Below are 21559 nucleotides of genomic sequence, written 5' to 3'. Positions count from 1 at the left end.
CCCGTGATGTATGGCAGGCGACCTCCCATCTCTTACTTATGATGAGAAGTGCACTGCTCTTCATTGAGCCAAAAGCACGCTGACGGGAAAGGTGGCCATCCAGGGCGAAAACCGCCGCAGCGCGCGACAACTTCTTCAGATAATGTAAAACGTTCCGGGCCGTATCGTGTTACCCGTTTCGGCCAGTTTTTTCCGGTAATGGTGTTAAGCATAGCCAGGGCGCCGCTAAAGCCCGCACCGAAAGCACAAAAATATGCTTTTCAGATCAAACTTTCAGAGATTGGTGAGGATGAAATTTCAGAATGGATAAATTATGAGCAGAACCAGACGCTTTTTGGCAATGTATAGCAGTAAAAATGCAAAGCCCCTGGACCGGGAGGGCCAGGGGCAGAGAGGAGAGAGCGGGACGTTAGCCCACCAGCAGACGCAGCATACGACGCAGCGGTTCAGCCGCGCCCCATAACAGCTGGTCACCGACGGTGAAGGCTGAAAGGTATTCCGGCCCCATATTCAGCTTACGCAGACGTCCTACCGGCGTTTTCAGCGTGCCGGTTACGGCAGCAGGCGTCAGCTCGCGCATGGTCAGCTCGCGATCGTTCGGCACCACGTGAACCCAATCGTTATGCGCAGCCAGCATCTGCTCCACTTCTTTCAGCGGCACATCCTTTTTCAGCTTCAGCGTAAAGGCCTGGCTGTGGCAGCGCAGCGCGCCGACCCGGACGCAAAGGCCATCAACCGGAATAGTGGCCGCAGGCTGCAGAATTTTGTTGGTTTCCGCCTGCCCTTTCCACTCTTCCCGGCTCTGACCGTTTTCAAGCTGCTTGTCGATCCAGGGGATCAGGCTGCCGGCCAGCGGCACACCAAAATTATCGGTCGGCAATACGCCGTTGCGGCCCATCTCGGTGACTTTGCGTTCGATATCCAGGATAGCAGACGCCGGATCCTGCAACTCTTTCGCCACGTGGTCATGCAACATGCCCATCTGCGTCAGCAGCTCGCGCATGTGTCGTGCGCCGCCGCCGGAAGCAGCCTGATAGGTGGCCACAGAAGCCCACTCCACCAGATTATTGGCGAAGAGGCCGCCCAGCGACATCAGCATCAGGCTTACCGTACAGTTGCCGCCCGCAAAGGTTTTAATCCCTTGATCCAGGCCCTGCTGAATAACGTGGTGGTTAACCGGATCGAGGATAATCAGCGCGTCATCCTGCATACGCAGCGTGGAGGCCGCGTCGATCCAATATCCCTGCCAGCCAGCGGCCCGCAGTTTTGGATAGATTTCAGTGGTATAATCGCCGCCCTGGCAGGTAATGATGATATCCAGCGCTTTTAACGCCTCGATATTGTACGCATCCTGCAGGGTTCCGGCAGTGCGGCCGCCGAACTCAGGGGCCGCCTGGCCGTGCTGAGAGGTGGAGAAAAAGACCGGGCGAATGACATCAAAGTCCCGTTCTTCCACCATACGCTGCATAAGAACGGAGCCAACCATGCCACGCCAACCGATAAGTCCTACTGATTTCATGTTGCACCTGCTGAAGGCGCTGCCGGGGACGACAGGCACGCCTGAACTGTTAGAGTGATAAGAAAGAGATCTGTTAACACCTTACAAAATGCTGGAAAAGTGGCAAGTGAATTAAATCGATTAGCAGCATTTTTTTAGCAATGCTGCTTATAACGTGCAGCGATCGGAACGAATCTGGGAAGTAATGCAATGACAGAAATGATCTCCGCGACAATATTATTGTTGCTTATTATGGATCCGCTGGGCAATTTGCCGATTTTTATGTCGGTTTTAAAGCATCTGGAGCCAAAACGTCGTCGCCGAGTCTTAATGCGCGAAATGCTTATCGCGCTCGCTATCATGCTGCTGTTTCTGTTCGCCGGGGAGAAAATTCTCGCCTTTCTGAATCTGCGGACGGAAACCGTGTCGATTTCCGGCGGCATTATTCTGTTTCTGATCGCGATTAAGATGATTTTCCCTTCCCATGAAAGTAACAGCACCGGGCTCTCTGCCGGAGAGGAGCCGTTTCTGGTGCCGCTGGCGATCCCGCTGGTAGCGGGGCCCTCCCTGCTGGCGACGCTGATGCTGCTCTCCCATCAGTATCCCGACCAGATGAGCCATCTGGTCGGCGCGCTGCTGATCGCCTGGGGCGCAACGGTGGTGATCCTGCTGCTCTCAGGGCTCTTTTTACGTCTGCTGGGGGAGAAAGGGGTGAATGCGCTGGAGCGCCTGATGGGATTGATTCTGATTATGCTGGCGACCCAGATGTTCCTGGACGGGATCCGCGCCTATCTGAAAATTTAGTGAGCAAGGGGCGCGATGCCGCGCCCCTTCAGTCGTCAGGATAAAAGCTCGAAAGCGATCATCCCGACAACGGCGCCCACGGTGCCCAGCAGGGTTTCCATCATCGTCCAGGTCTTCAGCGTTTGCGCTTCGGTTGCGCCCGTGAAGCGGCCAAACAGCCAGAAGCCTGCGTCGTTGACGTGGCTGAAGATAATGGAGCCGCCGGCAATACAGATGGAAAGCGCCGCCATCTGCGCGCCTGAGTAATGCAGCGGTTCAATCACCGGCATAATCAGGCCAACTGCCGTCAGGCAGGCTACGGTAGCCGATCCCTGAATGATGCGTACCGCCCCCGCCAGAATAAAGCAGGCCAGCGCAACCGGCAGGCCGGCACCGGTCAGCGCGTTACCCAGCGCCGGGCCTACGCCTGAATCCACCAGCACCTGCTTGAACACGCCACCCGCGCCAATCACCAGCAGGATAATGCCCGCAGGCTGCAACGCGCTGCCGCAAATCTGCATGACGCGCTCTTTATCCATGCCCTGACGGTAAGCCAGGCCATACATGGCTACCAGACAGGCCAGCAGAATGGCAATAAACGGATGGCCGATAAATTCCAGCCACTGATAGAGCGTGGTGCCCTGTTCGGTAAAGCGCGCGCCGATGGTTTTCAGCCCTACCAGCACCAGCGGAAACAGGATCAGCGACAGGCTGAAGCCAAACGAAGGCAGCTTGTTCTCATCAAAATCAGGGTGCGAAGCTTCCGTTGGCAGCGTGAACTCCACATGGCGGCTGATAAAGTTGCCGAACAGCGGACCGGCAATCAGCATGCTGGGGATAGCGGCGCAGAGGCCCAGCAGGATCATCCAGCCAAAATCGACATGCATCTGGGACGCCAGCAGCATCGGCGCAGGTCCGGGCAGCAGGAAGGCGGCAGAGGCGGCAACCCCGGCAAACAGCGGGATCACCAGCTTAACCAGGTTGTCGTGCGTGCGGCGAGCCACGGCAAAGGCAATGCTGATCAGCAGCACTATCGCCACCTCAAAGAAGAGAGGCAGGGCGCAGATTAACCCGGCGATGCCCATCGCATAGTGCGCGCGGCTTTCGCCGAAGGTCTTCAGCATCCTGATAGCGATCTGATCGACCGCCCCGGTTTCATGCAGGATTTTGCCGAACATGGCGCCCAGCGCCACCACAATCGCGAGGAAACCCAGCGTGCCACCCATGCCTTTTTGCATGGTGTCCGCAATTTTATCGAGGGGCATGCCGGAGAAGATCCCGGCACCGACGGAGACTAACATCAGGGCGACAAAAGCGTGCATCCGAGCTTTCATCACCAGGAACAGCAGCAGTAACACGGAACCTGCTGCCGTTAAAACCAGTGTTGCAGTAGCCATTACATCCAACTTATTTTTTGATCGCACCTTCGATGGTGGCGATGGTATCGGCCACAACCTCATCCAGCGTCTGGTTAATATCGACGATCAGAACGTTGCCTTCATCAAGACCCGGCTCCTGAAGCGTTTCAAATTGCGTGACCAGCATCTGCGGCTTGAAGAAGTGACCTTTTCTCGCACGCAGGCGGGATTCGATGGTGTCAAAATCGCCCTTCAGATAGACAAAGGAGAGGTTATCGTTGCCTTTACGCAGGATGTCGCGATATTGCTTTTTCAGCGCGGAGCAGACAATCAGCGAAATATCATTGGTGCGCTGCATGGCAAACGCCGCATCGTTGATAGCTTGTAGCCAGGGCCTGCGATCCTCATCGTTCAGAGGATGCCCTTCAGACATTTTCTGGATATTAGCGCGAGGATGAAGAAAATCCCCGTCGAGGAACGCCGCTTTCAGCTGATAGGCAACGGCATTGGCAACCGCTGATTTGCCGCTTCCTGATACGCCCATCAGCACGAAGACGTGGTGGGACGAGGGGGTGGTTTTCATTTATTTATGCTCCGGCAGAGAGTCCAGGGAGAAGACCGTGCAGCTTCAGCCCAATTTGTTATCGGTAACATTGTCTGGACGGCCATGCAGTAAGGCAACAGCTGGGCGGGAAAAAGTGGGTATTTGTGAGGTGGTTCAAAAAAATGAGCGTTTCAGAGTCGTCGGGGCACAAAGGGTCAAATTTTCCCTTCAGGCGTGCAATAGCGGGAAATCCTTTTGCTGACTCTCCCCGAAACCCTCTCAGATACGCGTACTCAGATGCTGCCACCTTCGGAAATGGTAAACCCGACATCCACCTGACTCGCCTCTCTCTGCTCGCCGCGAATACGGGCCAGCAGCAGCGCGGCGGATTCACTGCCCATTTTTTCACGCGGCGTCACCACCGTTGCCAGTTCAGGCGTGACTACCTGAGTAATATCATGGCCGTGAAAACCCGCTATCGCCATCTCCTGCGGTACGCGTAATCCCTGGCGCTGGCACTCAAACATGGCGCCTACAGCCAGATCATCGTTGGTACAGAACAGGCTGTCGGTCGCGGGATAGCGCCGCTGGGCTTCCTGAAACAGGGTTGCTCCCATTGAGAAAGAGGAGGCTTCTTCCATCATAATGCTGTGGGGCGCTAAGCCCGCCTCCCGCATCGCCTGCTCGTAGCCCTGCTGCTTCAGCAGCGTTCGCTCGTCAAGCCTGGCGCCCAGATAAACGGTGTGGCGGTACCCTTTTTTAAGAATGGCGTGTGTCATCTGCCGCGCCGCTTCAACATTGTCAAAGCCCACCGCCATATCCAGACAGGGTGAAACGGAGTCCATCATCTCCAGCACCGGGATGCCGGCCGTCTCGATCATCCGCAGGCTGGCTGGCGTATGCGTTCGCTCGGTAAGGATCAGCCCGTCGATATTCCAGGCCAGCAGCGAGCGAATTTGCAGCTCTTCCTTTTCCGCGCTGTAGCCAAAGTGGCCCAGCATGGTCTGATAGCCGGCCGCGTCCGTCACCGCTTCAATGCCCCGCAGCACATCGGCAAAAACCTGGTTAGTGAGCGACGGCAGCAGTACACCAATCGCCCGGCTGGTGGCATTGGATAAAATATCCGGTGCTTTATTGGGAATATAGCCCAGCTCATCCAGCGCCTCGGCAATGCGGCTCTGTAGCGCGACAGAGACCTGATCGGGGTTGCGCAGATAGCGGCTGACGGTCATTTTAGTGATGCCCACACGATCGGCAACGTCCTGTAATACCGGTCTTTTTTTCTTCATTATCGTCAGGGATTGGGGAGAGATAAGCTGAGTGTAACAAAAATGACAGGAAAACGGTGAAGGGTGCGGAAAACCGCACCCAAAGTGTGACGAAGTTAAACTGCGGGCAGATCAAACAGCAGGATTTCAGTATCGCTTCCGGCTTCAATCGCCAGAGCATTTTCATCCCAGATGGCGAAAGCATCGCTGGTAGAGGCTTTCTCACCGTTAACGGTGACATCACCTTTCACGACCTGGATCCAGATACGGCGTCCAGCTTCCACCTCTGCGGTGCCCTGCTCACCCTGTTTCAGCACCCAGCGGGAAAGCGTCATATCCTGGAATACTTTCAGTGAACCGTCACGGGCATCCGGTGACAGCACCAGCTGGCGGCCCTGCACATCGTCAAAGCGGCGCTGGGCATAGCGAGGCTCAATGCCGGTTTTTTCCGGAATGATCCAGATCTGGTACAGATGCAGCGGCACCTCTTTGCTGGCATTGTACTCAGAGTGACGGACGCCGGTACCGGCGCTCATAATCTGGAACTCACCCGCCGGGATCTGCTCTTTGTTACCCATGCTGTCTTCATGCTCAACCGTACCGGAAAGCACGTAGGTCAGAATTTCCATATCTTTATGGGGATGGGCACCAAAACCCTGTCCGCCATCGATCACATCTTCATTAATCACGCGCAACGCCGAGAAGCCCATGAAATTGGCATCGTAGTAGTTGGCGAAAGAAAATGTGTGGTAGCTGTCCAGCCAACCATGATTGGCGTGACCGCGATCTTCTGCTTTGCGTAAGTAAATCATGTTCAATTCTCCTCAACGTTTTCACATAGTCTGGACCTGAACACGTGGGGATGATAGCGGAGAAAATTGTCTCCTCTGTTCAAAATATTCGATTAATGGCGCGGGGTTTGGATAAGTTTTCAGACTGAACAAAGGGCAGGCAAAAAAAAAGCCAGCACCCGAGCTGGCTAAATAATACTTGAAAGCAATGTGAGCAATGTCGTGCTTTCCCGCTGGTCCGTGAAGCCCATGCCGGGAACGCATGACAATAATAATCATTATCATTCGCACTTGTAAAGTGTTTTTTTGCTTGATTTATCCGCTAAAGGCCCTGATCTTAAAGAGGATTACTTACAGAGAGGGAGCAAGGAAATGAGTGAGATCGTGATACGTCATGCCGAACCAGGCGATGCAGAAGCGCTGCACCGCATGATGAGCCAGCCTGAAACTTACCGCGATACGCTACAGCTTCCCCATCCGGCGCTCAAAGTCTGGCAGGATCGCGCGGCGGTTTCCCAGGCAGGTTTGCATCGCCTGGTCGCCTGTATTGAAGGTAAAGTGGTCGGCGACCTGACGCTGGAAGTCAACAGCCGCGCGCGCCGCCGCCATACGGCCTCGTTCGGGATTGCTGTGGATTACGATTATCGCGGTAAAGGCGTGGCGAAAGCGCTGATGCAGGAGATGATCAGCCTGTGCGACAGCTGGCTGGAAGTGGCTCGTATCGAACTGACGGTGTTTGCTGACAACGCCACGGCGATAGCGCTGTATGAAAAATTTGGCTTTGTTACTGAAGGCGTCGCCCGCCGCTTCGCCGTGCGCGACGGCAGGCAGGTGGATGCGCTCTATATGGCCCGCCTGAAAGATAAGAGCTGACTCTGGCAGAGAGCCAGCATATAAAAGGCATTCCCGATATCAGGAATGCCTTTTAAAACTGTCAGCGCTGTTCACTTGCGGTTAACTCATCAACCGGCTGATTCAGTAGCCCGCCGTTAAATCATCAATCGAGCGGGGATCTGATGCGCCATAGAGCATGCCGTCCGGTCCAATCATAATGCTTTGCGTGCTGCCCATGGCAGGCAGAACCTTCACATGCTGCCCTCTGGCTTCCAGCAGTTTAAGCGTATCGGGGCTGAAGCCCTTCTCTACGCGTAGCTGGTCAGGCAACCACTGATGATGGAAGCGCGGCGCATTGGTCGCTTCCGCAATGTTCATCCCGTAATCGATGCTGTTCACCACCATTTGCAGCACGGTGGTAATGATGCGGCTGCCGCCAGGGCTGCCGGTTACCAGCCAGGTTTTGCCCTCTTTCGCCACAATAGTGGGCGACATCGACGAGAGGGGACGTTTGTAAGGCCCCACGGCGTTGGCTTCTCCGCCAACCAGCCCATAAACGTTTGGCGTACCCGGCTTGGCCGAGAAGTCATCCATCTCATTATTCATCAGAATGCCGCTGCTGCCCGCCACGATGCCGCTGCCGAAATAGGTATTCAGCGTATAGGTCACGGCGACCGCGTTGCCCTGCTTATCCACTACCGAGAAATGGGTGGTCTGATTGCTCTCGTAAGGAGCCAGCTTGCCGGGTTTAATCTCTGCAGAGGGGCGCGCTTTGTTAACATCTATCTGCTGCGCCAGCGATTTTGCATAGGCCTTGCTGGTCAGCGCCTGCCACGGCACCTTCACAAAGTCCGGATCGCCGAGATATTCCGACCGGTCGGCATAGGCATATTTTTCCGCTTCTGCCATCACCTGCAGAGCATCCGCGCTGCCGAAGCCCATCTTCGCGAGGTCAAAGTTCTCAAGGATATTCAGGATCTGCACGATATGAATGCCGCCTGAAGAGGGCGGTGGCATGGAGAAGACTTCATACCCACGATAGGTTCCGCTAATGGGTTTACGCTCAACGGCTTTGTATTTCGCCAGATCCTCTTTACCGATCAGCCCGCCGTGGGCCGCCATCTCCTGGTCAATCTGGTCAGCGATTTCGCCTTTATAAAAAGCATCCGGCCCCTGTTTCGCAATCAGTTCTAAACTGTGGGCAAGATTACGCTGCACCAGCGTTTCGCCGCGGCTGTAAGGCATGCCGTCCTGCTTATAGAAAATGGCTTTGCTGTTGGGATGGGTAATCAGCACCTCCTTGCCATAGACCTTCAGATCGTCCGCCAGCGCTTCGTTCACCACAATCCCTTTGCTCGCCAGCTTTATGGCGGGCTGGATCAGACGGCTCAGCGGCATCGTGCCGTACTCTTTGTTCGCCAGAGCGAAACCGGCAACGGTACCCGGCACGCCGGAAGCCAGATGGCTGGTCAGCGACTTTTTGCTGTCGGCGTTGCCCTGCGCATCCAGGAACATATCGCGGCTGGCGCGGGTTGGTGCCATTTCCCGGAAGTCGATGGCGGTGGTGCGGCCAGAGGCGGTGCGCAGCATCATAAAGCCGCCGCCGCCCAGATTGCCCGCCTGAGGGTGGGTTACCGCCAGCGCATAGCCCACGGCAACTGCCGCATCAACGGCATTACCACCCTGTTTGAGGATCTCCACCCCTACCTGCGTAGCGGTGGCATCGACTGAAGAGACCATCCCATGCTGCTCTTTAACGGGATGAAACGTATCGGCATCCACACCATAAGAGACCGCCGGTGCGGCAGGAGCGGCGTACGCACCCTGCCACAGCAACAGCCCGAGCGTCAGCCCCGCAAACCGCGTCATCTTGCCCTGTCCTGTCATCTTCACCTCTTGTTAGTATTATTTACGTTTGTTTACCGCTGTTAAGTGTGTACGAAATAAGAGAAAAGGCGAGGCGACAAAGAAATTCAGGCAACTCCTGGCACCCGTTTTGTGAGCGTGTCGTACACTTAAGGAAAGAAATAAGGAGGGCAGTTTATGAAATGGTTAGTTATTTTTGCCGCACTGGTGCCGCTGAGCGGCATGGCAAATATGTTGAATAACAGCAATCAACCCAATCAGCCGGGTTATAACCCCAGCACCCAGCGTACGCAGCAGCAGATGCAGACGCAGCAGACCCAGCAAAAACTCAAACTGCAGCAGGATCAGCAGCAACAGACCCAGCAGATGCAGCGTAAAGTGCAGGAGCAGCGCAACAGCGCTTCCCAGCGCGTGTTGCAGTCCCAGCCCGGCTCGGGCAGTATGCCGCCCGTTCAGCAGAACAACGGCAATAACAACACCAATTAAGTTCAGCTAAAATCAGGGCCCAGGGTGTCGATGGCGTCAGTACAGATCGCATCGACACCCCACTTCAGCAGTTTCCTTGCCCGTTCAGGGCTGTTAACCGTATAAACCAGAATGCGCAGTCCGGCTTGCTTCAGGCTCACCACGCGCTGTTCCGTCAGCACCTTGTGATTGAAATGGATCGAGACGCACTCCAGCGCGTCTGTCATCTCCTGCCAGTTCTCATGCCATTCATGCAGCAGCAGCCCGCGGGGCAGCTCCGGCGCGGCTTCTTTAGCTGCCTGCAGCGAGGCATAAGAGAACGAAGAGAGCAGCGGTGTCGTTTCCGTGTGCCAGAGATCCCTGGCGGCCAGGGCGACCGCACGCCCTGTTTCCGCTTCCAGCCCGGTGGTGGGTTTGATTTCAATGTTGGCCATCATCTGATAGGCCGCACAGCGCGCGGCAACCTGCGCCAGTAACGGCAGACGTTCGTCAGCAAAGTGTCGGCTATACCAGCCGCCCACATCCAGCTGAACCAGTTTTGCCCACGGCAGCTGCCCCGCCACTCCCCAGCCGTTGCTGGTTCTCTCCAGCGTGTCGTCATGCAGCAGGAATATTTCGCCATCCTGCGAGAGCTTGACGTCAAATTCAATCATCTTGTGGCCCAGTTTCGCCCCGACATCAATGCCAGCCAGCGTATTTTCCGGTGCCAGCTTTCCGCCGCCGCGGTGCGCGACAATCTTAGGGTAAGGCCAGGCTTTGTTCATTATTCGAGCCGTTGTCCTGTAGAAGTATCAAAGAAGTGTAGCGATTCCGCCGGCAGATGCAGCCAGAGCGTGCTGCCCGGTGCCGGACGCTCGCTGTGCGGCAGACGCACCACAACACTGTGGCCGCCCCACCTGCCGTGCGCCAGATTGTCTGCGCCAAGCATTTCCAGCGTCTCAATCACCAGCGGCAATCCGCCAGCCTGCCGTGTGGCGAGCTTAATATGCTCCGGCCGGATGCCTAACGTCAATGCACGTTCTGCCCAGCGCGCTTTGGCTTGCGCTAATGGCACCACAAAACCGTCTGAAAGCGTCAGACGGGTGCCATCGTCGTTCAGCTCTCCTTCCATCAGGTTCATTGAGGGCGCGCCGATAAAGCTGGCAACGAAGCGCGTGGCCGGACGCTCATACACTTCCACCGGCGTCCCCAGCTGCTCCAGCACGCCTTTGTTCATCACCATCACCCGCTGCGCCAGCGTCATCGCTTCCACCTGATCGTGCGTGACATAAAGGCTGGTGGTATTCAGACGGCGATGCAGCTGTTGCAGCTCAAGGCGCATCTGCACGCGCAAACGCGCGTCCAGGTTCGAGAGCGGTTCATCAAACAGGAATACCGCCGGTTCGCGGACAATTGCCCTGCCCATCGCCACGCGCTGGCGCTGTCCGCCGGAAAGCTCACGCGGACGGCGATGCAGCAGCGGCTCCAGCTCCAGACTTTTCGCCGCTTCCAGCACCCGCTGACGGACATGCTCTTTACCCATACCGCGGATTTTCAGGCCATAGCCCATGTTCTGCTCCACGCTCATGTGCGGATAGAGCGCATAGTTCTGGAATACCATCGCAATGCCGCGATCCTTTGGCTCAAGATCGGTTACGCGCTGGCTGTCGATATAGATATCGCCGCTGGTGACCTGCTCCAGCCCGGCGACCATGCGCAGCAGGGTGGATTTTCCACAGCCTGAAGGCCCCACCATCACCATGAACTCACCGTCGCGGATAGCGACATCCAGCGGCTGAATAATCTGGTTTTTACCGTCGTAGGATTTGGTAACGGCCTGAAGTTTTACGCCTGCCATAACTTATTTCTCGCTCTCAACCAGCCCGCGAACGAAGGCGCGCTGCATCACTAAAACAATCACAATGGGCGGGATCATGGTCAGCAGCATCGCCGCCATCACCAGATTCCATTGGGTCGATCCGTCACCGTTACCAATCATGCTGCGAATACCGGCCACGGCCGTGCCGAGATCGGCTTCACTGATAATCAGCAGCGGCCACATATACTGGTTCCAGCCGTAGATAAAGGTGATCACAAACAGCGCAGCCAGGTTAGTTTTCGACAGCGGCAGCACAATGTCCCAGAAGAAGCGCATTGGAGTGGCGCCGTCGATGCGCGCCGCCTCAATCAGCTCGTCCGGTAAGGTCATAAAGAACTGGCGAAACAGAAAGGTAGCGGTGGCCGATGCCATCAGCGGCAGCGTTAAGCCGCTGTAGCTGTCGAGCATGTTAAGGTTGGAAATTACCTCCACCGTGGGAAAAATCCTCACTTCAACCGGCAGCATCAGGGTGATAAAAATCATCCAGAAAAACAGCGAACGTAGCGGAAAACGAAACCAGACCAGCGCAAAGGCTGAGAGGATCGATACGGTGATTTTTCCGGCGGTAATGCTCAGCGCCATGATGGCACTGTTCATCAGCATCCGGCCAAAGGGCGCGCTGTTCTGCGCTACGCCGTGCTGCCAGATATTCGCCATGTTATCCAGCAGATGCGTGCCGGGGATCAGCGTCATCGGCACCTGAAACACTTCACTGTTGCTGAGGCTGGCAGCCACAAAAGCGACATAGAGCGGAAACAGCACGGTAAGAATGCCCAACCCCAGCAGGGTATGGCTGAAAATGGTCAGCCCGCGACGGTTCTCAATCATTGATAACGCACCCTTTTCTCAACGTAGCGGAACTGGATCACCGTCAGAACAATCACCAGCACCATCAGCACCACCGACTGTGCAGAGGATGAAGAGAGATCGAGCCCGGCAAAACCTTCACGATAAATTTTATAAATCAGCGTGGTAGTGGACTGCACCGGCCCGCCGCCCGTAGCGGCATCAATCACCGGGAAGGTATCGAAGAAGGCGTAAACCAGGTTCACCACCACCAGGAAGAAGCCGACCGGGGTAATCAGCGGCAGAGAGAGCTGGAAAAAGCGCCGTACCGGCCCGGCACCATCAATGGCGGCCGCTTCGGTCAGCGATTTCGGAATGGATTGCAGCGCGGCAAAGAAGAATAAAAAGTTGTAGCTCATCTGCTGCCAGACGGAGGCCAGTACCACCAGCAACATCGCCTGGCCGCTGTTCTGCGCGTGGTTCCAGTCATAGCCAATCAGTCGCAGGAAATGGGTAATTAACCCCAGGCCAGGACTGAACAGGAACATCCACAGCACGGCGGCCACGGCGGGCGCTACCGCATAAGGGAGCAGAAACAGCGTCTGATAGAAGCGTTTAAGACGCAGTACGTGATCCACCAGCGCGGCGAAAAAGAGCGAGACCACCAGGCCAATGACCGTGACCAGGCCGCTGAAGATCAGGGTGGTCAGGAAAGAGTCGAGATAGTACTCATCCCCCATCAGGCGTCTGAAGTTTTCCATGCCGACAAAGGTGCTGGAGAGGCCAAAAGGATCGACGCTCTGCACCGAATACCACAACGCTTCACCGGCAGGCCAGAGGAAAAAAATAATCGTAATCAGCAGCTGCGGCAGCACCAACAGATAAGGCAGCCAGCGCGAGCGAAATACGGGACGGGAAGAAGACATAGGGTCGCTCTGAAATAGGTAAACGGCGAGGTTTAACGGCAAAAAGAGAAACGGGCCGCCGGTGAAAGCGGCAGGAAGCAGAACGCCGGAAGATCCATCCCTGGCGGCCTGACAGCCGCCTCCCTGCGGCTGACGCTCCTGTTACCGCTCCATCACTTCCTTGCTGCTGGTTTGAACCCAGCCAGCAAGGAGAGCGATCTGGCTTACTGCTTAACCGTCTGCTCGAAGCGACGCAGCAGCAGGTTTCCACGGGTTACCGCACTATCCAGCGCAGCCTGCGGGGTTTTCTTGCCGGTCCAGACGCCCTCCAGCTCTTCATCCACAATGGTACGGATCTGCGGCATGTTGCCCAGGCGCATACCTTTGGTGAACGGCAGTGGCGGTTTGTTCAGCATCTGACGGGTAGCGGTATCCGCGCCCGGGTTCTTGTCATAGAAGCCCTGTTTGCGGGTCAGCTCATAGGCGGCGGTGGTAATCGGCAGATAGCCGGTTTTCTGGTGCCATTCCGCAGCGATTTCCGGTTCTGCCAGGAACTTCATAAACTCGGCAACGCCTTTGTAAGTATCCGCATCTTTGCCTTTCATCACCCACAGGCTTGCCCCGCCGATAATGGCGTTCTGCGGCGCGCTGGGTACGGTTGCGTCGTAAGGCATCATGCCGACGCCGTAGTTGAATTTGGCGTAATGGCGGATATCCGCCAGCGAACCGGAAGAGGCGGTGGTGATGGCGCAGTCGCCGTTATAGAACTTGGCGGTGGACTCATCTTTACGGCCGAAGTAGGTGAACTCGCCCTTCTTGTTCATCTCCTGCAGCATTTCGATGTGACGCACCTGCACCGGCTTGTTGAATTCCAGAACCGCGTCAGTGCCGTCAAAGCCGTTGTTTTTGGTCGCCACCGGCAGACCATGCCAGGCGCTGAAGTTTTCGATCTGGATCCAGCCCTGCCAGCCGCTGGCGTAGCCGCAGTTCATGCCGGCTTTACGCAGCGCAGCGGCATCCTTCTCCAGCTCCTGCCAGGTTTTTGGCGGCTGATCCGGGTTCAGGCCCGCTTTTTTGAAGGCGTCTTTGTTGTAATAGAGCACCGGCGTGGAGCTGTTAAACGGCTGAGAGATCAGGTGGCCGTTCGCATCGCTGTAATAGCCCGCCACGGTCGGCACGAACTGCTTCTCATCAAACTCAACGCCAGAATTTTTGAAGACATCGTAAACCGGCACGATAGCTTTAGAAGCCATCATGGTCGCCGTACCCACTTCATAAACCTGTAAAATAGCGGGCGCTTTACCAGAGCGCACGGCGGCAATACCTGCTGCCAGGCTCTGCTCATAATTGCCTTTGTAGGTTGGCACGATTTTGTAATCGGGATGAGATTCGTTAAAGCGTTTTGCCAGTGAATCCACTTCCACGCCCAGCTCGCCTTCCATTGAGTGCCAGAAAGGGATCTCAGTGGCTGCTAGAGCGTGACCGCTTAAGGTCAATCCCAGTACCATGCAAAGTGTGGTTTTACGGAATGAGAACGATGTCATATCGGTTTCCTGTGCCCGGTGTCATTCGCGCGATCTCGCGCATTTTTATTGTTCGGGAGGTAACATGACATGGAAAAATGACAGAAAAATAACGGACTTATGACGGGAAGGTGACAGCCATATGACGGGAAACCGGGGTTACAGAGGAGCGGAAAGGAGGCCAGGGCGCGTCAGCCCCGGCCTTTTACATCAGCCGCCCAGATAGGCGCTGCGCACCGCTTCGTTGGCCAGCAGCGCGTCGCCGGTATCTTCCAGCACCACGTGGCCGTTTTCGAGCACGTAGCCCCGGTCTGCCAGCTTCAGCGCCTGATTGGCATTCTGCTCCACCAGGAAGATGGTCATCCCCTCCTGACGCAGCTGTTCAATGGTATCGAAAATCTGCTGAATGATAATCGGCGCCAGTCCCAGCGAAGGTTCGTCCAGCAGCAGCAGGCGCGGCTGGCTCATCAGCGCGCGGCCTATCGCCAGCATCTGCTGCTCACCGCCCGACATGGTACCGGCACGCTGCACGCGGCGCTCATAGAGGCGCGGGAACAGCTCATAAACCCGCTTGATCCGCGTCTGATACTGCTGGCGATCGGCAAAGAAGCCGCCCATCGCCAGGTTTTCTTCCACGGTCATGCGGGAAAATACGCGCCGACCTTCCGGGACAATCGCAATCGCTTCACGCATAATGCGCGCCGTTTGCCACTCGGTAATCGCCTTACCATCAAAAGTAATCGAGCCCTGAGTGGCGCGCGGTTCGCCGCAAAGCGTACCCAGAAGGGTAGTTTTGCCTGCGCCGTTTGCGCCAATCAGCGTCACTATTTCGCCCTGATTGATCTGCAGGCTGACGTTGTGCAGCGCCTGGATCTTGCCGTAGTGCGCGCTGACGTTCTCCAGTGAAAGCATCGGGTTCATATCAGGCTTCTCCCAGGTAGGCGCGGATCACGTCCGGGTTATTGCGGATCTCTTCCGGCGTGCCGTTGGCCAGCGGCGTTCCCTGGTTAACCACGTAAATACGGTCTGAAATACCCATTACCAGTTTCATATCATGTTCAATCAACAGTACCGAGACGTTGTGTTCGCCTCTCAGCTCCGCAATCAGCTCATCCAGCTCGTGCGTTTCTCGTGGGTTCAGGCCGGCGGCAGGCTCATCCAGCATCAGGATCTCTGGTCGGGTGACCATGCAGCGGGCAATTTCCAGGCGGCGCTGCTGGCCGTAAGCAAGGTTCCCCGCCTGACGATTCGCCATCTCCAGCAGGCCAACGCGATCGAGCCAGGCGGCAGCCCGATCCAGCGCATCGCTTTCCGCCTTACGGAACGCAGGCGTCTTCAGCAACCCGGCAAACACGCCGCTTTTCAGATGCTGATGCTGCGCCACCAGCAGATTTTCAATCACCGTCATTTCACGGAACAAACGGACGTGCTGGAAGGTCCGCACGATGCCCATTTGGGCAATTTTCTGCCCTGGCAGACCCGCAAGCTGCCTGTCGCCCAGCATAATGCTGCCGCCCGTGGGACGATAAAAACCGGTCAGGCAGTTAAATACGGTGGTTTTACCGGCGCCGTTTGGGCCGATTAACGACACAATCTCTTTCTGGCGCAGCTCCAGCTCAACGTTGTTTACGGCGAGCAGGCCGCCAAAGCGCATCATCAGGCCATTTACGGCTAACAGCGGCTTCATGACGGCTCTCCTTTTTCCACACTCTTCAGCTTCAGATGAGGTCGCTTCATCGGCAGCAGCCCCTGCGGACGCCAGATCATCATCAGTACCATCAGGCCACCCAGCACCAGCATGCTGTATTCATTCAGATCGCGCATCAGCTCGCGGGAAACCACCAGCAGCACCGCCGCCAGGATAACCGCAAACTGCGACCCCATTCCCCCCAGCACCACAATCGCCAGCACAAATGCGGACTCGGCAAAGGTGAACGATTCAGGGCTGACAAATCCCTGACGTGCAGCAAACAGGCTCCCGGCAAAACCGGCAAACGCGGCGCTGATGGTGAACGCCGTCAGCTTAATGCGCGTTGGGCTGAGCCCCAGCGAGCGGCAGGCAATTTCATCTTCACGCAGCGCTTCCCAGGCCCGGCCCAGCGGCATACGCAGCAGGCGGTTGATCACAAACAGCGTGATCGCCACCAGCAGCAGCGCCACCATATAGAGGAAGATAATGCGGTCGCTGGGGTCATACTTCAGACCAAAGAAGTTGTGGAAGGTATCCCAGCCGCCGTCGCGCACGCTGCGGTTGAATTCCAGACCAAACAGCGAAGGTTTGGGGATCTGGCTGATGCCGTTGGGGCCGCCGGTGATGGCGGTATTGTTCAGCAGCAGAATACGGACGATCTCCCCGAAGCCAAGCGTGACGATCGCCAGATAGTCGCCGCGCAGGCGCAGCACCGGGAAGCCCAGCAGCAGGCCAAACATCGCGGCCACCAGCCCCGCTAACGGCAGGCACTCCCAGAAGCTCATACCGTAATAGTGGTTCAGCAGCGCAAAGGTGTAGGCGCCGATGGCATAGAAGCCGCCATATCCCAGCACCAGCAGGCCGGACAGGCCCACCACCACGTTCAGCCCCAGGCCGAGCATGACGTAGATCAGCGTCAGCGTGGCAATATCAACCGTGCCGCGGGAGACCAGGAAAGGCCAGGCGACCGCAGCGATAATCAGCAGCAGCATAAACAGCTTCTGTTTTGGCGTGGAGCCATCAATGCCTGGCAGCACCAGCGCCGGAGCAGAGATTTTCTTGAGGCCTTTCTGCATCAGAGGGCGCAGCAGCTGGAAGAAAAATACCACGGCGGCCCCAAGGGCAATCCAGTTCCAGCGTACGCTTCCGGCGTTATTGACTACCAGATGCGTGCCGTCGAGATTCAGCCGCATCCCCATAAAGAACGCGGCCAGCACCACCAGCATCAGCGAGGAAGCGATGGCGTTAAGCAGGCTGAGCTGTTTCATACTTTCTCAACCTCCGGGCGGCCCAGGATGCCGGTTGGCATCACCAGCAGCACCACAATCAACAACGCAAATGAGACCACATCTTTGTATTCAGTACTGAGATAGGCAGAGGTTAACGCTTCAGCAATGCCCAGGATCAGGCCGCCCAGCATCGCGCCGGGAATACTGCCGATACCGCCCAGTACGGCGGCAGTAAAGGCCTTCATACCGGCCATAAAGCCGATGTAGGGATTGATCACGCCGTAGAACTGCCCCAGCAGCACGCCAGCCACCGCCGCCATCGCGGCGCCAATCACAAACGTCAGGGAGATCACGCGGTCGGTGTTAATGCCCAGCAGGCTGGCCATTTTAAGGTCTTCTGCACAGGCACGACAGGCGCGGCCCATGCGGGAGTAGCGGATAAACAGCGTCAGCGCCAGCATCGCAAGGAAGGTCACCACCCAGATAACCACCTGCATGGTGGAGATGGTGGCGGCAAAGCCGTTGCTTTCGCCCAGCGTCCACTGCCCGGTAATCAGGCTTGGCAGCGCCAGATCGCGCGATCCCTGGGTCAGGCTGACGTAGTTTTGCAGAAAGATCGACATCCCGATGGCGGAGATCAGCGCGATCAGGCGTTTTGACGAGCGCACGGGCTTGTAAGCCACACGCTCAATGCTCCAGCCGTAGGCGCTGGCAATCACAATGGCGACAATAAATCCGGCGCCAATCAGCATCCAGCTGACATCAATGCCCATCATCATCAGCGCGGCGATGACGATAAACGAGACGTAGCTGCCGATCATATAGACCTCGCCGTGGGCGAAGTTGATCATGCCAATAATGCCGTAAACCATCGTGTAACCGATAGCGATCAGCGCATAGGTGCTGCCCAACGTCACGCCGTTGAACATTTGCTGCAGGAAATAGAGAAACTGCTCGGACATACCCTGGTACCTTACTTCTATCCGCATCGGCGGAGAGAATGAAAAAAACGTCCGGGAGCGATCCACCAGACGTTTGCTGTTACTGGCAACTAACTACGCCGTCTTCACCGCTGACAGGCTGTTTGAGACGGCACAGCGCCGTCTGTGCCTGGCTTATTTCACCGCAGTGGAGGAGCCGTCTGCGTGCCATTTGAAGATGCCAAACTCAAAGCCTTTCAGATCGCCTTTCGCGTCCCAGCTCAGGTCGCCCATTACGGTTGGTACTGGTGCGCCCTCTTTCAGGTTTTTGGCGATATCTTCCGGCTCTGCGCTTTTGCTGCGCTCCATGCCGGTAGTCAGCGCCTGCAGAGCAGCATAGGTGGTCCAGACGAATGGCCCGGTTGAGTCCAGTTTTTTCGCCTTCAACGCATCAACAATTGGTTTGTTCGCCGGAACCTGATCGTAACGCTTCGGCAGCGTCACCAGCATGCCTTCAGAAGCTGCGCCGGCAATGTTAGAGAGCGAGGAGTTACCCACGCCTTCAGGTCCCATAAACTGGGTTTTCATCCCGGCAGCGCGAGCCTGACGCAGGATCTGGCCCATTTCCGGGTAGTAACCGCCGAAGTAGACAAAATCGACGTTCTCTTTCTTCAGGCGCGCGACCAGCGTGGAGAAATCTTTGTCGCCAGCGGTGATCCCTTCAAACATCACCACGTTGCCGCCCGATTTTTTCAGGCTCTCCTGAACGGAACGCGCCAGGCCTTCACCATACTGCTGCTTGTCGTGGATCACGGCAATGCGCTGCGGCTTAATTTCACTCAGAATATATTTCGCCGCAGTAGGGCCCTGATCGGAGTCCAGCCCGGTGGTACGCATGATCATTTTATAACCACGAGTGGTGAGATCGGCGTTAGTGGCCGCCGGGGTGATCATCAGCACGCCTTCATCTTCATAGATGTCGGAAGCGGGCTGAGTAGAAGAGGAGCAGAGGTGACCAATCACGTAGCGAATGCCATCGTTAATCACTTTGTTGGCAACGGCCACGGCCTGTTTTGGATCGCAGGCGTCGTCATACTCCACGCCAACCAGTTTGTCGCCGTTAAGGCCGCCTTTGGCATTGATATCGGCAATCGCCTGTTTAGCGCCGGTGAACTCCATATCGCCATACTGCGCTACCGGTCCGGACATCGCACCGACAATGGCCACTTTAATCTCTTTAGCCACGGCCGCGTGGCTCATCGCCAGTGCCACACAACCCGCCAGGAACGCGCTACCTTTCGTGATTTTCATCCAAACTACCCCATCTGTTGTGATTGCTGTTTATTCCCGTTAAGCCGCAGATAAATCCTCGCAGAAAGAAGGAGTTATCGCGACTTAAGGCAATTTTTAGTAATAAGACTTTAATTTTCAGGTTATTAAACAGGAGTTTTCTTCTGTAAATCAACTGACACATTCAGAAATCCCCCTGTCGCACAGGAGAAAACGCTGGCAGTAACCGTGGCATTTTGCGCACCAGGACAGCGGGTTATGCTGCCTTTCAGAGCAAGCTTAAGTATTTACCCTGGTCTGGTGGTGCGCAATAAACAGATTGCTTTGTTTTCGTACAGGAAAAGTTACGAGCCCCTCTTTGCGTAATTTCGCTACAATATGCCTTTCGTACTAGTCCGGTAATCACAATGAAACTCACCATCATCAGGCTGCAACACTTCTCCGATCAGGATCGGCTCGATCTGGCGAAAATCTGGCCTGCTGCCGATCTCAAAGCGCTGGAAAACGCGCTCGGTGAACAGCAGCAGATCTGGGCGGCAAAGTTCAACGACCGCCTGCTGGCCGCGGTGCAGGTCACGATAAAAGGAACGCAGGGCGAGCTGAGGGATTTCATCGTGCGGGAAGTGACGCGTCGTCGGGGAGTGGGCAGTTATCTGCTTGCAGAGCTGCTGGCGCAAAGTTCTGCAATAACCCAGTGGTGGCTGGCGGATGATAATGTGGAAGATCGGGCAACGATGGCCGCATTTATGCAGCACGGCGGGTTTATGGCACAGGTTGGCGGCTGGGGGCTGGCTCGCAGCGAATAAATCTTTTCGCAGGCAGGCAGTCAGGCAGTCAGGCAGTCAGGCAGTCAGGCAGTCAGGCAGTCAGGCAGTCAGGCAGTCAGGCAGCAGAGAATAAGTTATTGTGAGACAGAGACAGAAAAGGGCGACCAGAGTCGCCCTTTTCTCGTTAACAGCATGCCTTACGCTTCAATCGCAACACGCAGTTTTTTCATCGCGTTCTTTTCAAGCTGACGTACACGCTCTGCGGAGACGCCATATTTATCGGCCAGCTCCTGCAGCGTGGTTTTGTTGTCATCGTCCAGCCAGCGGGCACGGATGATATCCTGGCTACGCTCATCCAGGCCCTGCATCGCGTCGCTGAGTTTATCAGCCGCGTGAGAATCCCAGTTATCTTCCTCAATGCCGTTGGCAAAGTCAGATGACTTATCCTGCAGGTAGAGCATAGGGGCCATGGAGCGCCCTTCGCCTTCATCATCCGGCGTCGGATCGAACGTCATGTCCTGGGCCGCCATACGCGACTCCATCTCCAGCACATCTTTACTGGAAACGCCCAGCTCACGCGCCACCATCTCCACCTCATCCTGATTAAACCAGCCCAGACGCTGCTTGGCTTTACGCAGGTTAAAGAAGAGTTTGCGCTGAGCTTTGGTGGTAGCCACTTTCACAATACGCCAGTTACGCAGCACATATTCGTGAATTTCAGCTTTGATCCAGTGCACCGCGAACGACACCAGACGCACGCCCACTTCCGGATTAAAACGGCGAACCGCCTTCATCAGGCCGATGTTCCCTTCCTGAATCAGGTCAGCCTGCGGCAGGCCATAGCCTGAGTAGTTACGAGCGACATGAACAACAAAGCGCAGGTGAGACAGGATCAGCGTCTTAGCTGCTTCCAGATCGCCCTGGTAATGCAGCCGTTCAGCCAGCGCTTTTTCCTCTTCTGCCGTCAGCATAGGCCAGGCATTGGCCGCCCGGATATAGGAATCCAGGTTGCCTAAGGGAGCAATAGCTAAAGTTTGCATTTCTTTGGTCATTCAAACCCTCTCTCAATTTAACAATGATGCTGCGCCCTCAACCTAAAAGCGGCGCCGGTTTCCCTGCTCAATCCACAAGATTACGTGAACGGCAGCCAGAATTAAACGCAATCTGTGCTACTTCGACGTCAA

22 protein-coding genes are annotated in these 21559 nt (G+C 56.2%); 5 read left to right on the top strand and 17 right to left on the bottom strand.

Features of this window, described 5'->3' with window-relative positions; genetic code table 11:
- The first annotated feature begins 63 nt into the window (after positions 1–63).
- Positions 64–348: a hypothetical protein gene (locus Q3V30_RS01610; protein ID WP_306209840.1), complete on the top strand. Its 285-nt coding sequence runs from the start codon at positions 64–66 to the stop codon at positions 346–348.
- A 61-nt stretch (positions 349–409) separates the two neighbouring features.
- Here the strand turns inward: Q3V30_RS01610 and asd are convergent, their stop codons facing one another.
- Positions 410–1519, bottom strand: coding sequence for an aspartate-semialdehyde dehydrogenase (gene asd / locus Q3V30_RS01605; protein ID WP_306209838.1), 1110 nt, complete (start codon positions 1517–1519; stop codon positions 410–412).
- A gap of 189 nt (positions 1520–1708) precedes the next feature.
- Between asd and Q3V30_RS01600 the strand changes: the two genes are divergently transcribed.
- Entirely contained in the window at positions 1709–2302 is a 594-nt protein-coding gene (locus Q3V30_RS01600) for a YhgN family NAAT transporter (RefSeq protein ID WP_306209836.1), read from the top strand.
- A gap of 35 nt (positions 2303–2337) precedes the next feature.
- On the opposite strand, the gene gntU is transcribed toward Q3V30_RS01600, so the two are convergent.
- The 4 genes from gntU to Q3V30_RS01580 form a co-directional block, all read right to left on the bottom strand.
- Positions 2338–3678: a gluconate transporter gene (gene gntU / locus Q3V30_RS01595; RefSeq protein WP_306209834.1), complete on the bottom strand. Its 1341-nt coding sequence runs from the start codon at positions 3676–3678 to the stop codon at positions 2338–2340.
- Positions 3679–3688: 10 nt separating this feature from the next.
- Entirely contained in the window at positions 3689–4222 is a 534-nt protein-coding gene (gene gntK, locus Q3V30_RS01590; RefSeq protein WP_306209833.1) for a gluconokinase, read from the bottom strand.
- A 254-nt stretch (positions 4223–4476) separates the two neighbouring features.
- Positions 4477–5472 carry a gluconate operon transcriptional repressor GntR gene (gene gntR, locus Q3V30_RS01585; protein ID WP_306209832.1) on the bottom strand — a complete coding sequence of 332 codons (996 nt, stop codon included), beginning with the start codon at positions 5470–5472 and terminating at the stop codon, positions 4477–4479.
- 95 nt (positions 5473–5567) lie between these two features.
- Positions 5568–6263, bottom strand: a complete 696-nt coding sequence (locus tag Q3V30_RS01580; protein ID WP_306209831.1) for a pirin family protein — start codon at positions 6261–6263, stop codon at positions 5568–5570.
- 351 nt (positions 6264–6614) lie between these two features.
- Here Q3V30_RS01580 and Q3V30_RS01575 point away from each other — a divergent pair, with 351 nt between their 5' ends.
- Entirely contained in the window at positions 6615–7115 is a 501-nt protein-coding gene (locus Q3V30_RS01575) for a GNAT family N-acetyltransferase (RefSeq protein WP_306209830.1), read from the top strand.
- A 102-nt stretch (positions 7116–7217) separates the two neighbouring features.
- Here Q3V30_RS01575 and ggt read toward each other — a convergent pair whose 3' ends face one another.
- Positions 7218–8945: a gamma-glutamyltransferase gene (gene ggt / locus Q3V30_RS01570; RefSeq protein WP_428979276.1), complete on the bottom strand. Its 1728-nt coding sequence runs from the start codon at positions 8943–8945 to the stop codon at positions 7218–7220.
- A 174-nt stretch (positions 8946–9119) separates the two neighbouring features.
- Here ggt and Q3V30_RS01565 point away from each other — a divergent pair, with 174 nt between their 5' ends.
- Positions 9120–9428, top strand: a complete 309-nt coding sequence (locus Q3V30_RS01565) for a DUF2756 domain-containing protein (RefSeq protein ID WP_306209827.1) — start codon at positions 9120–9122, stop codon at positions 9426–9428.
- A gap of 2 nt (positions 9429–9430) precedes the next feature.
- Here the strand turns inward: Q3V30_RS01565 and ugpQ are convergent, their stop codons facing one another.
- From ugpQ to Q3V30_RS01515, 10 genes are all read right to left on the bottom strand, one after another.
- On the bottom strand, positions 9431–10171 hold the full coding sequence (ugpQ, locus tag Q3V30_RS01560; RefSeq protein ID WP_306209826.1) for a glycerophosphodiester phosphodiesterase: 741 nt from the start codon (positions 10169–10171) through the stop codon (positions 9431–9433).
- Entirely contained in the window at positions 10171–11244 is a 1074-nt protein-coding gene (locus Q3V30_RS01555) for a sn-glycerol-3-phosphate import ATP-binding protein UgpC (RefSeq protein WP_306209825.1), read from the bottom strand. Before Q3V30_RS01555 ends, ugpQ begins: the two co-directional genes overlap by 1 nt.
- Positions 11245–11247: 3 nt before the next feature.
- The gene (ugpE, locus tag Q3V30_RS01550) at positions 11248–12093 is read right to left on the bottom strand and encodes a sn-glycerol-3-phosphate ABC transporter permease UgpE (RefSeq protein ID WP_306209824.1); all 846 of its coding nucleotides are present in this window, start codon (positions 12091–12093) and stop codon (positions 11248–11250) included.
- Positions 12090–12977, bottom strand: coding sequence for a sn-glycerol-3-phosphate ABC transporter permease UgpA (gene ugpA / locus Q3V30_RS01545; protein WP_306209821.1), 888 nt, complete (start codon positions 12975–12977; stop codon positions 12090–12092). The genes ugpE and ugpA overlap by 4 nt, the downstream gene beginning before the upstream one ends.
- A gap of 203 nt (positions 12978–13180) precedes the next feature.
- The gene (gene ugpB, locus Q3V30_RS01540; RefSeq protein ID WP_306209819.1) at positions 13181–14500 is read right to left on the bottom strand and encodes a sn-glycerol-3-phosphate ABC transporter substrate-binding protein UgpB; all 1320 of its coding nucleotides are present in this window, start codon (positions 14498–14500) and stop codon (positions 13181–13183) included.
- Positions 14501–14689: 189 nt separating this feature from the next.
- On the bottom strand, positions 14690–15400 hold the full coding sequence (gene livF / locus Q3V30_RS01535; RefSeq protein ID WP_306209817.1) for a high-affinity branched-chain amino acid ABC transporter ATP-binding protein LivF: 711 nt from the start codon (positions 15398–15400) through the stop codon (positions 14690–14692).
- A gap of 1 nt (position 15401) precedes the next feature.
- On the bottom strand, positions 15402–16166 hold the full coding sequence (gene livG / locus Q3V30_RS01530; RefSeq protein ID WP_306209815.1) for a high-affinity branched-chain amino acid ABC transporter ATP-binding protein LivG: 765 nt from the start codon (positions 16164–16166) through the stop codon (positions 15402–15404).
- Positions 16163–17437, bottom strand: coding sequence for a high-affinity branched-chain amino acid ABC transporter permease LivM (locus Q3V30_RS01525; protein WP_306209813.1), 1275 nt, complete (start codon positions 17435–17437; stop codon positions 16163–16165). The genes livG and Q3V30_RS01525 overlap by 4 nt, the downstream gene beginning before the upstream one ends.
- Positions 17434–18360 carry a high-affinity branched-chain amino acid ABC transporter permease LivH gene (gene livH, locus Q3V30_RS01520; protein ID WP_306209811.1) on the bottom strand — a complete coding sequence of 309 codons (927 nt, stop codon included), beginning with the start codon at positions 18358–18360 and terminating at the stop codon, positions 17434–17436. The genes Q3V30_RS01525 and livH overlap by 4 nt, the downstream gene beginning before the upstream one ends.
- A 153-nt stretch (positions 18361–18513) precedes the next feature.
- A complete protein-coding gene (locus tag Q3V30_RS01515) occupies positions 18514–19629 on the bottom strand; it encodes a branched-chain amino acid ABC transporter substrate-binding protein (RefSeq protein WP_306209809.1) in 1116 nt (371 codons plus the stop codon).
- 386 nt (positions 19630–20015) lie between these two features.
- On the opposite strand from Q3V30_RS01515, the gene panM reads away from it, so the two are divergent.
- On the top strand, positions 20016–20414 hold the full coding sequence (gene panM / locus Q3V30_RS01510) for an aspartate 1-decarboxylase autocleavage activator PanM (RefSeq protein WP_306209808.1): 399 nt from the start codon (positions 20016–20018) through the stop codon (positions 20412–20414).
- Between the two features lie 158 nt (positions 20415–20572).
- Here the strand turns inward: panM and rpoH are convergent, their stop codons facing one another.
- On the bottom strand, positions 20573–21427 hold the full coding sequence (rpoH, locus tag Q3V30_RS01505; protein ID WP_306209807.1) for an RNA polymerase sigma factor RpoH: 855 nt from the start codon (positions 21425–21427) through the stop codon (positions 20573–20575).
- Positions 21428–21559: the final 132 nt, after the last annotated feature.

It is taken from the genome of Erwinia pyri, from assembly GCF_030758455.1.
Lineage (GTDB): Bacteria > Pseudomonadota > Gammaproteobacteria > Enterobacterales > Enterobacteriaceae > Erwinia > Erwinia pyri.
Note: the sequence above shows the minus strand (reverse complement) of the source record. Positions and strands in the feature narration are given on the sequence as shown.

What these genes read in the sequence shown, in the direction of transcription:
- ggt (WP_428979276.1), bottom strand. Translation starts at nt 8,945, where the DNA reads ATGACGCGGTTTGCGGGGCTGACGCTCGGGCTGTTGCTGTGGCAGGGT.
- ugpE (WP_306209824.1), bottom strand. Translation starts at nt 12,093, where the DNA reads ATGATTGAGAACCGTCGCGGGCTGACCATTTTCAGCCATACCCTGCTG.
- gntR (WP_306209832.1), bottom strand. Translation starts at nt 5,472, where the DNA reads ATGAAGAAAAAAAGACCGGTATTACAGGACGTTGCCGATCGTGTGGGC.
- Q3V30_RS01580 (WP_306209831.1), bottom strand. Translation starts at nt 6,263, where the DNA reads ATGATTTACTTACGCAAAGCAGAAGATCGCGGTCACGCCAATCATGGT.
- Q3V30_RS01600 (WP_306209836.1), top strand. Translation starts at nt 1,709, where the DNA reads ATGACAGAAATGATCTCCGCGACAATATTATTGTTGCTTATTATGGAT.
- gntU (WP_306209834.1), bottom strand. Translation starts at nt 3,678, where the DNA reads ATGGCTACTGCAACACTGGTTTTAACGGCAGCAGGTTCCGTGTTACTG.
- panM (WP_306209808.1), top strand. Translation starts at nt 20,016, where the DNA reads ATGAAACTCACCATCATCAGGCTGCAACACTTCTCCGATCAGGATCGG.
- gntK (WP_306209833.1), bottom strand. Translation starts at nt 4,222, where the DNA reads ATGAAAACCACCCCCTCGTCCCACCACGTCTTCGTGCTGATGGGCGTA.
- Q3V30_RS01565 (WP_306209827.1), top strand. Translation starts at nt 9,120, where the DNA reads ATGAAATGGTTAGTTATTTTTGCCGCACTGGTGCCGCTGAGCGGCATG.
- ugpA (WP_306209821.1), bottom strand. Translation starts at nt 12,977, where the DNA reads ATGTCTTCTTCCCGTCCCGTATTTCGCTCGCGCTGGCTGCCTTATCTG.
- asd (WP_306209838.1), bottom strand. Translation starts at nt 1,519, where the DNA reads ATGAAATCAGTAGGACTTATCGGTTGGCGTGGCATGGTTGGCTCCGTT.
- Q3V30_RS01515 (WP_306209809.1), bottom strand. Translation starts at nt 19,629, where the DNA reads ATGAAAATCACGAAAGGTAGCGCGTTCCTGGCGGGTTGTGTGGCACTG.
- livH (WP_306209811.1), bottom strand. Translation starts at nt 18,360, where the DNA reads ATGTCCGAGCAGTTTCTCTATTTCCTGCAGCAAATGTTCAACGGCGTG.
- Q3V30_RS01555 (WP_306209825.1), bottom strand. Translation starts at nt 11,244, where the DNA reads ATGGCAGGCGTAAAACTTCAGGCCGTTACCAAATCCTACGACGGTAAA.
- ugpB (WP_306209819.1), bottom strand. Translation starts at nt 14,500, where the DNA reads ATGACATCGTTCTCATTCCGTAAAACCACACTTTGCATGGTACTGGGA.
- Q3V30_RS01525 (WP_306209813.1), bottom strand. Translation starts at nt 17,437, where the DNA reads ATGAAACAGCTCAGCCTGCTTAACGCCATCGCTTCCTCGCTGATGCTG.
- ugpQ (WP_306209826.1), bottom strand. Translation starts at nt 10,171, where the DNA reads ATGAACAAAGCCTGGCCTTACCCTAAGATTGTCGCGCACCGCGGCGGC.
- livG (WP_306209815.1), bottom strand. Translation starts at nt 16,166, where the DNA reads ATGAAGCCGCTGTTAGCCGTAAATGGCCTGATGATGCGCTTTGGCGGC.
- rpoH (WP_306209807.1), bottom strand. Translation starts at nt 21,427, where the DNA reads ATGACCAAAGAAATGCAAACTTTAGCTATTGCTCCCTTAGGCAACCTG.
- livF (WP_306209817.1), bottom strand. Translation starts at nt 15,400, where the DNA reads ATGAACCCGATGCTTTCACTGGAGAACGTCAGCGCGCACTACGGCAAG.
- Q3V30_RS01575 (WP_306209830.1), top strand. Translation starts at nt 6,615, where the DNA reads ATGAGTGAGATCGTGATACGTCATGCCGAACCAGGCGATGCAGAAGCG.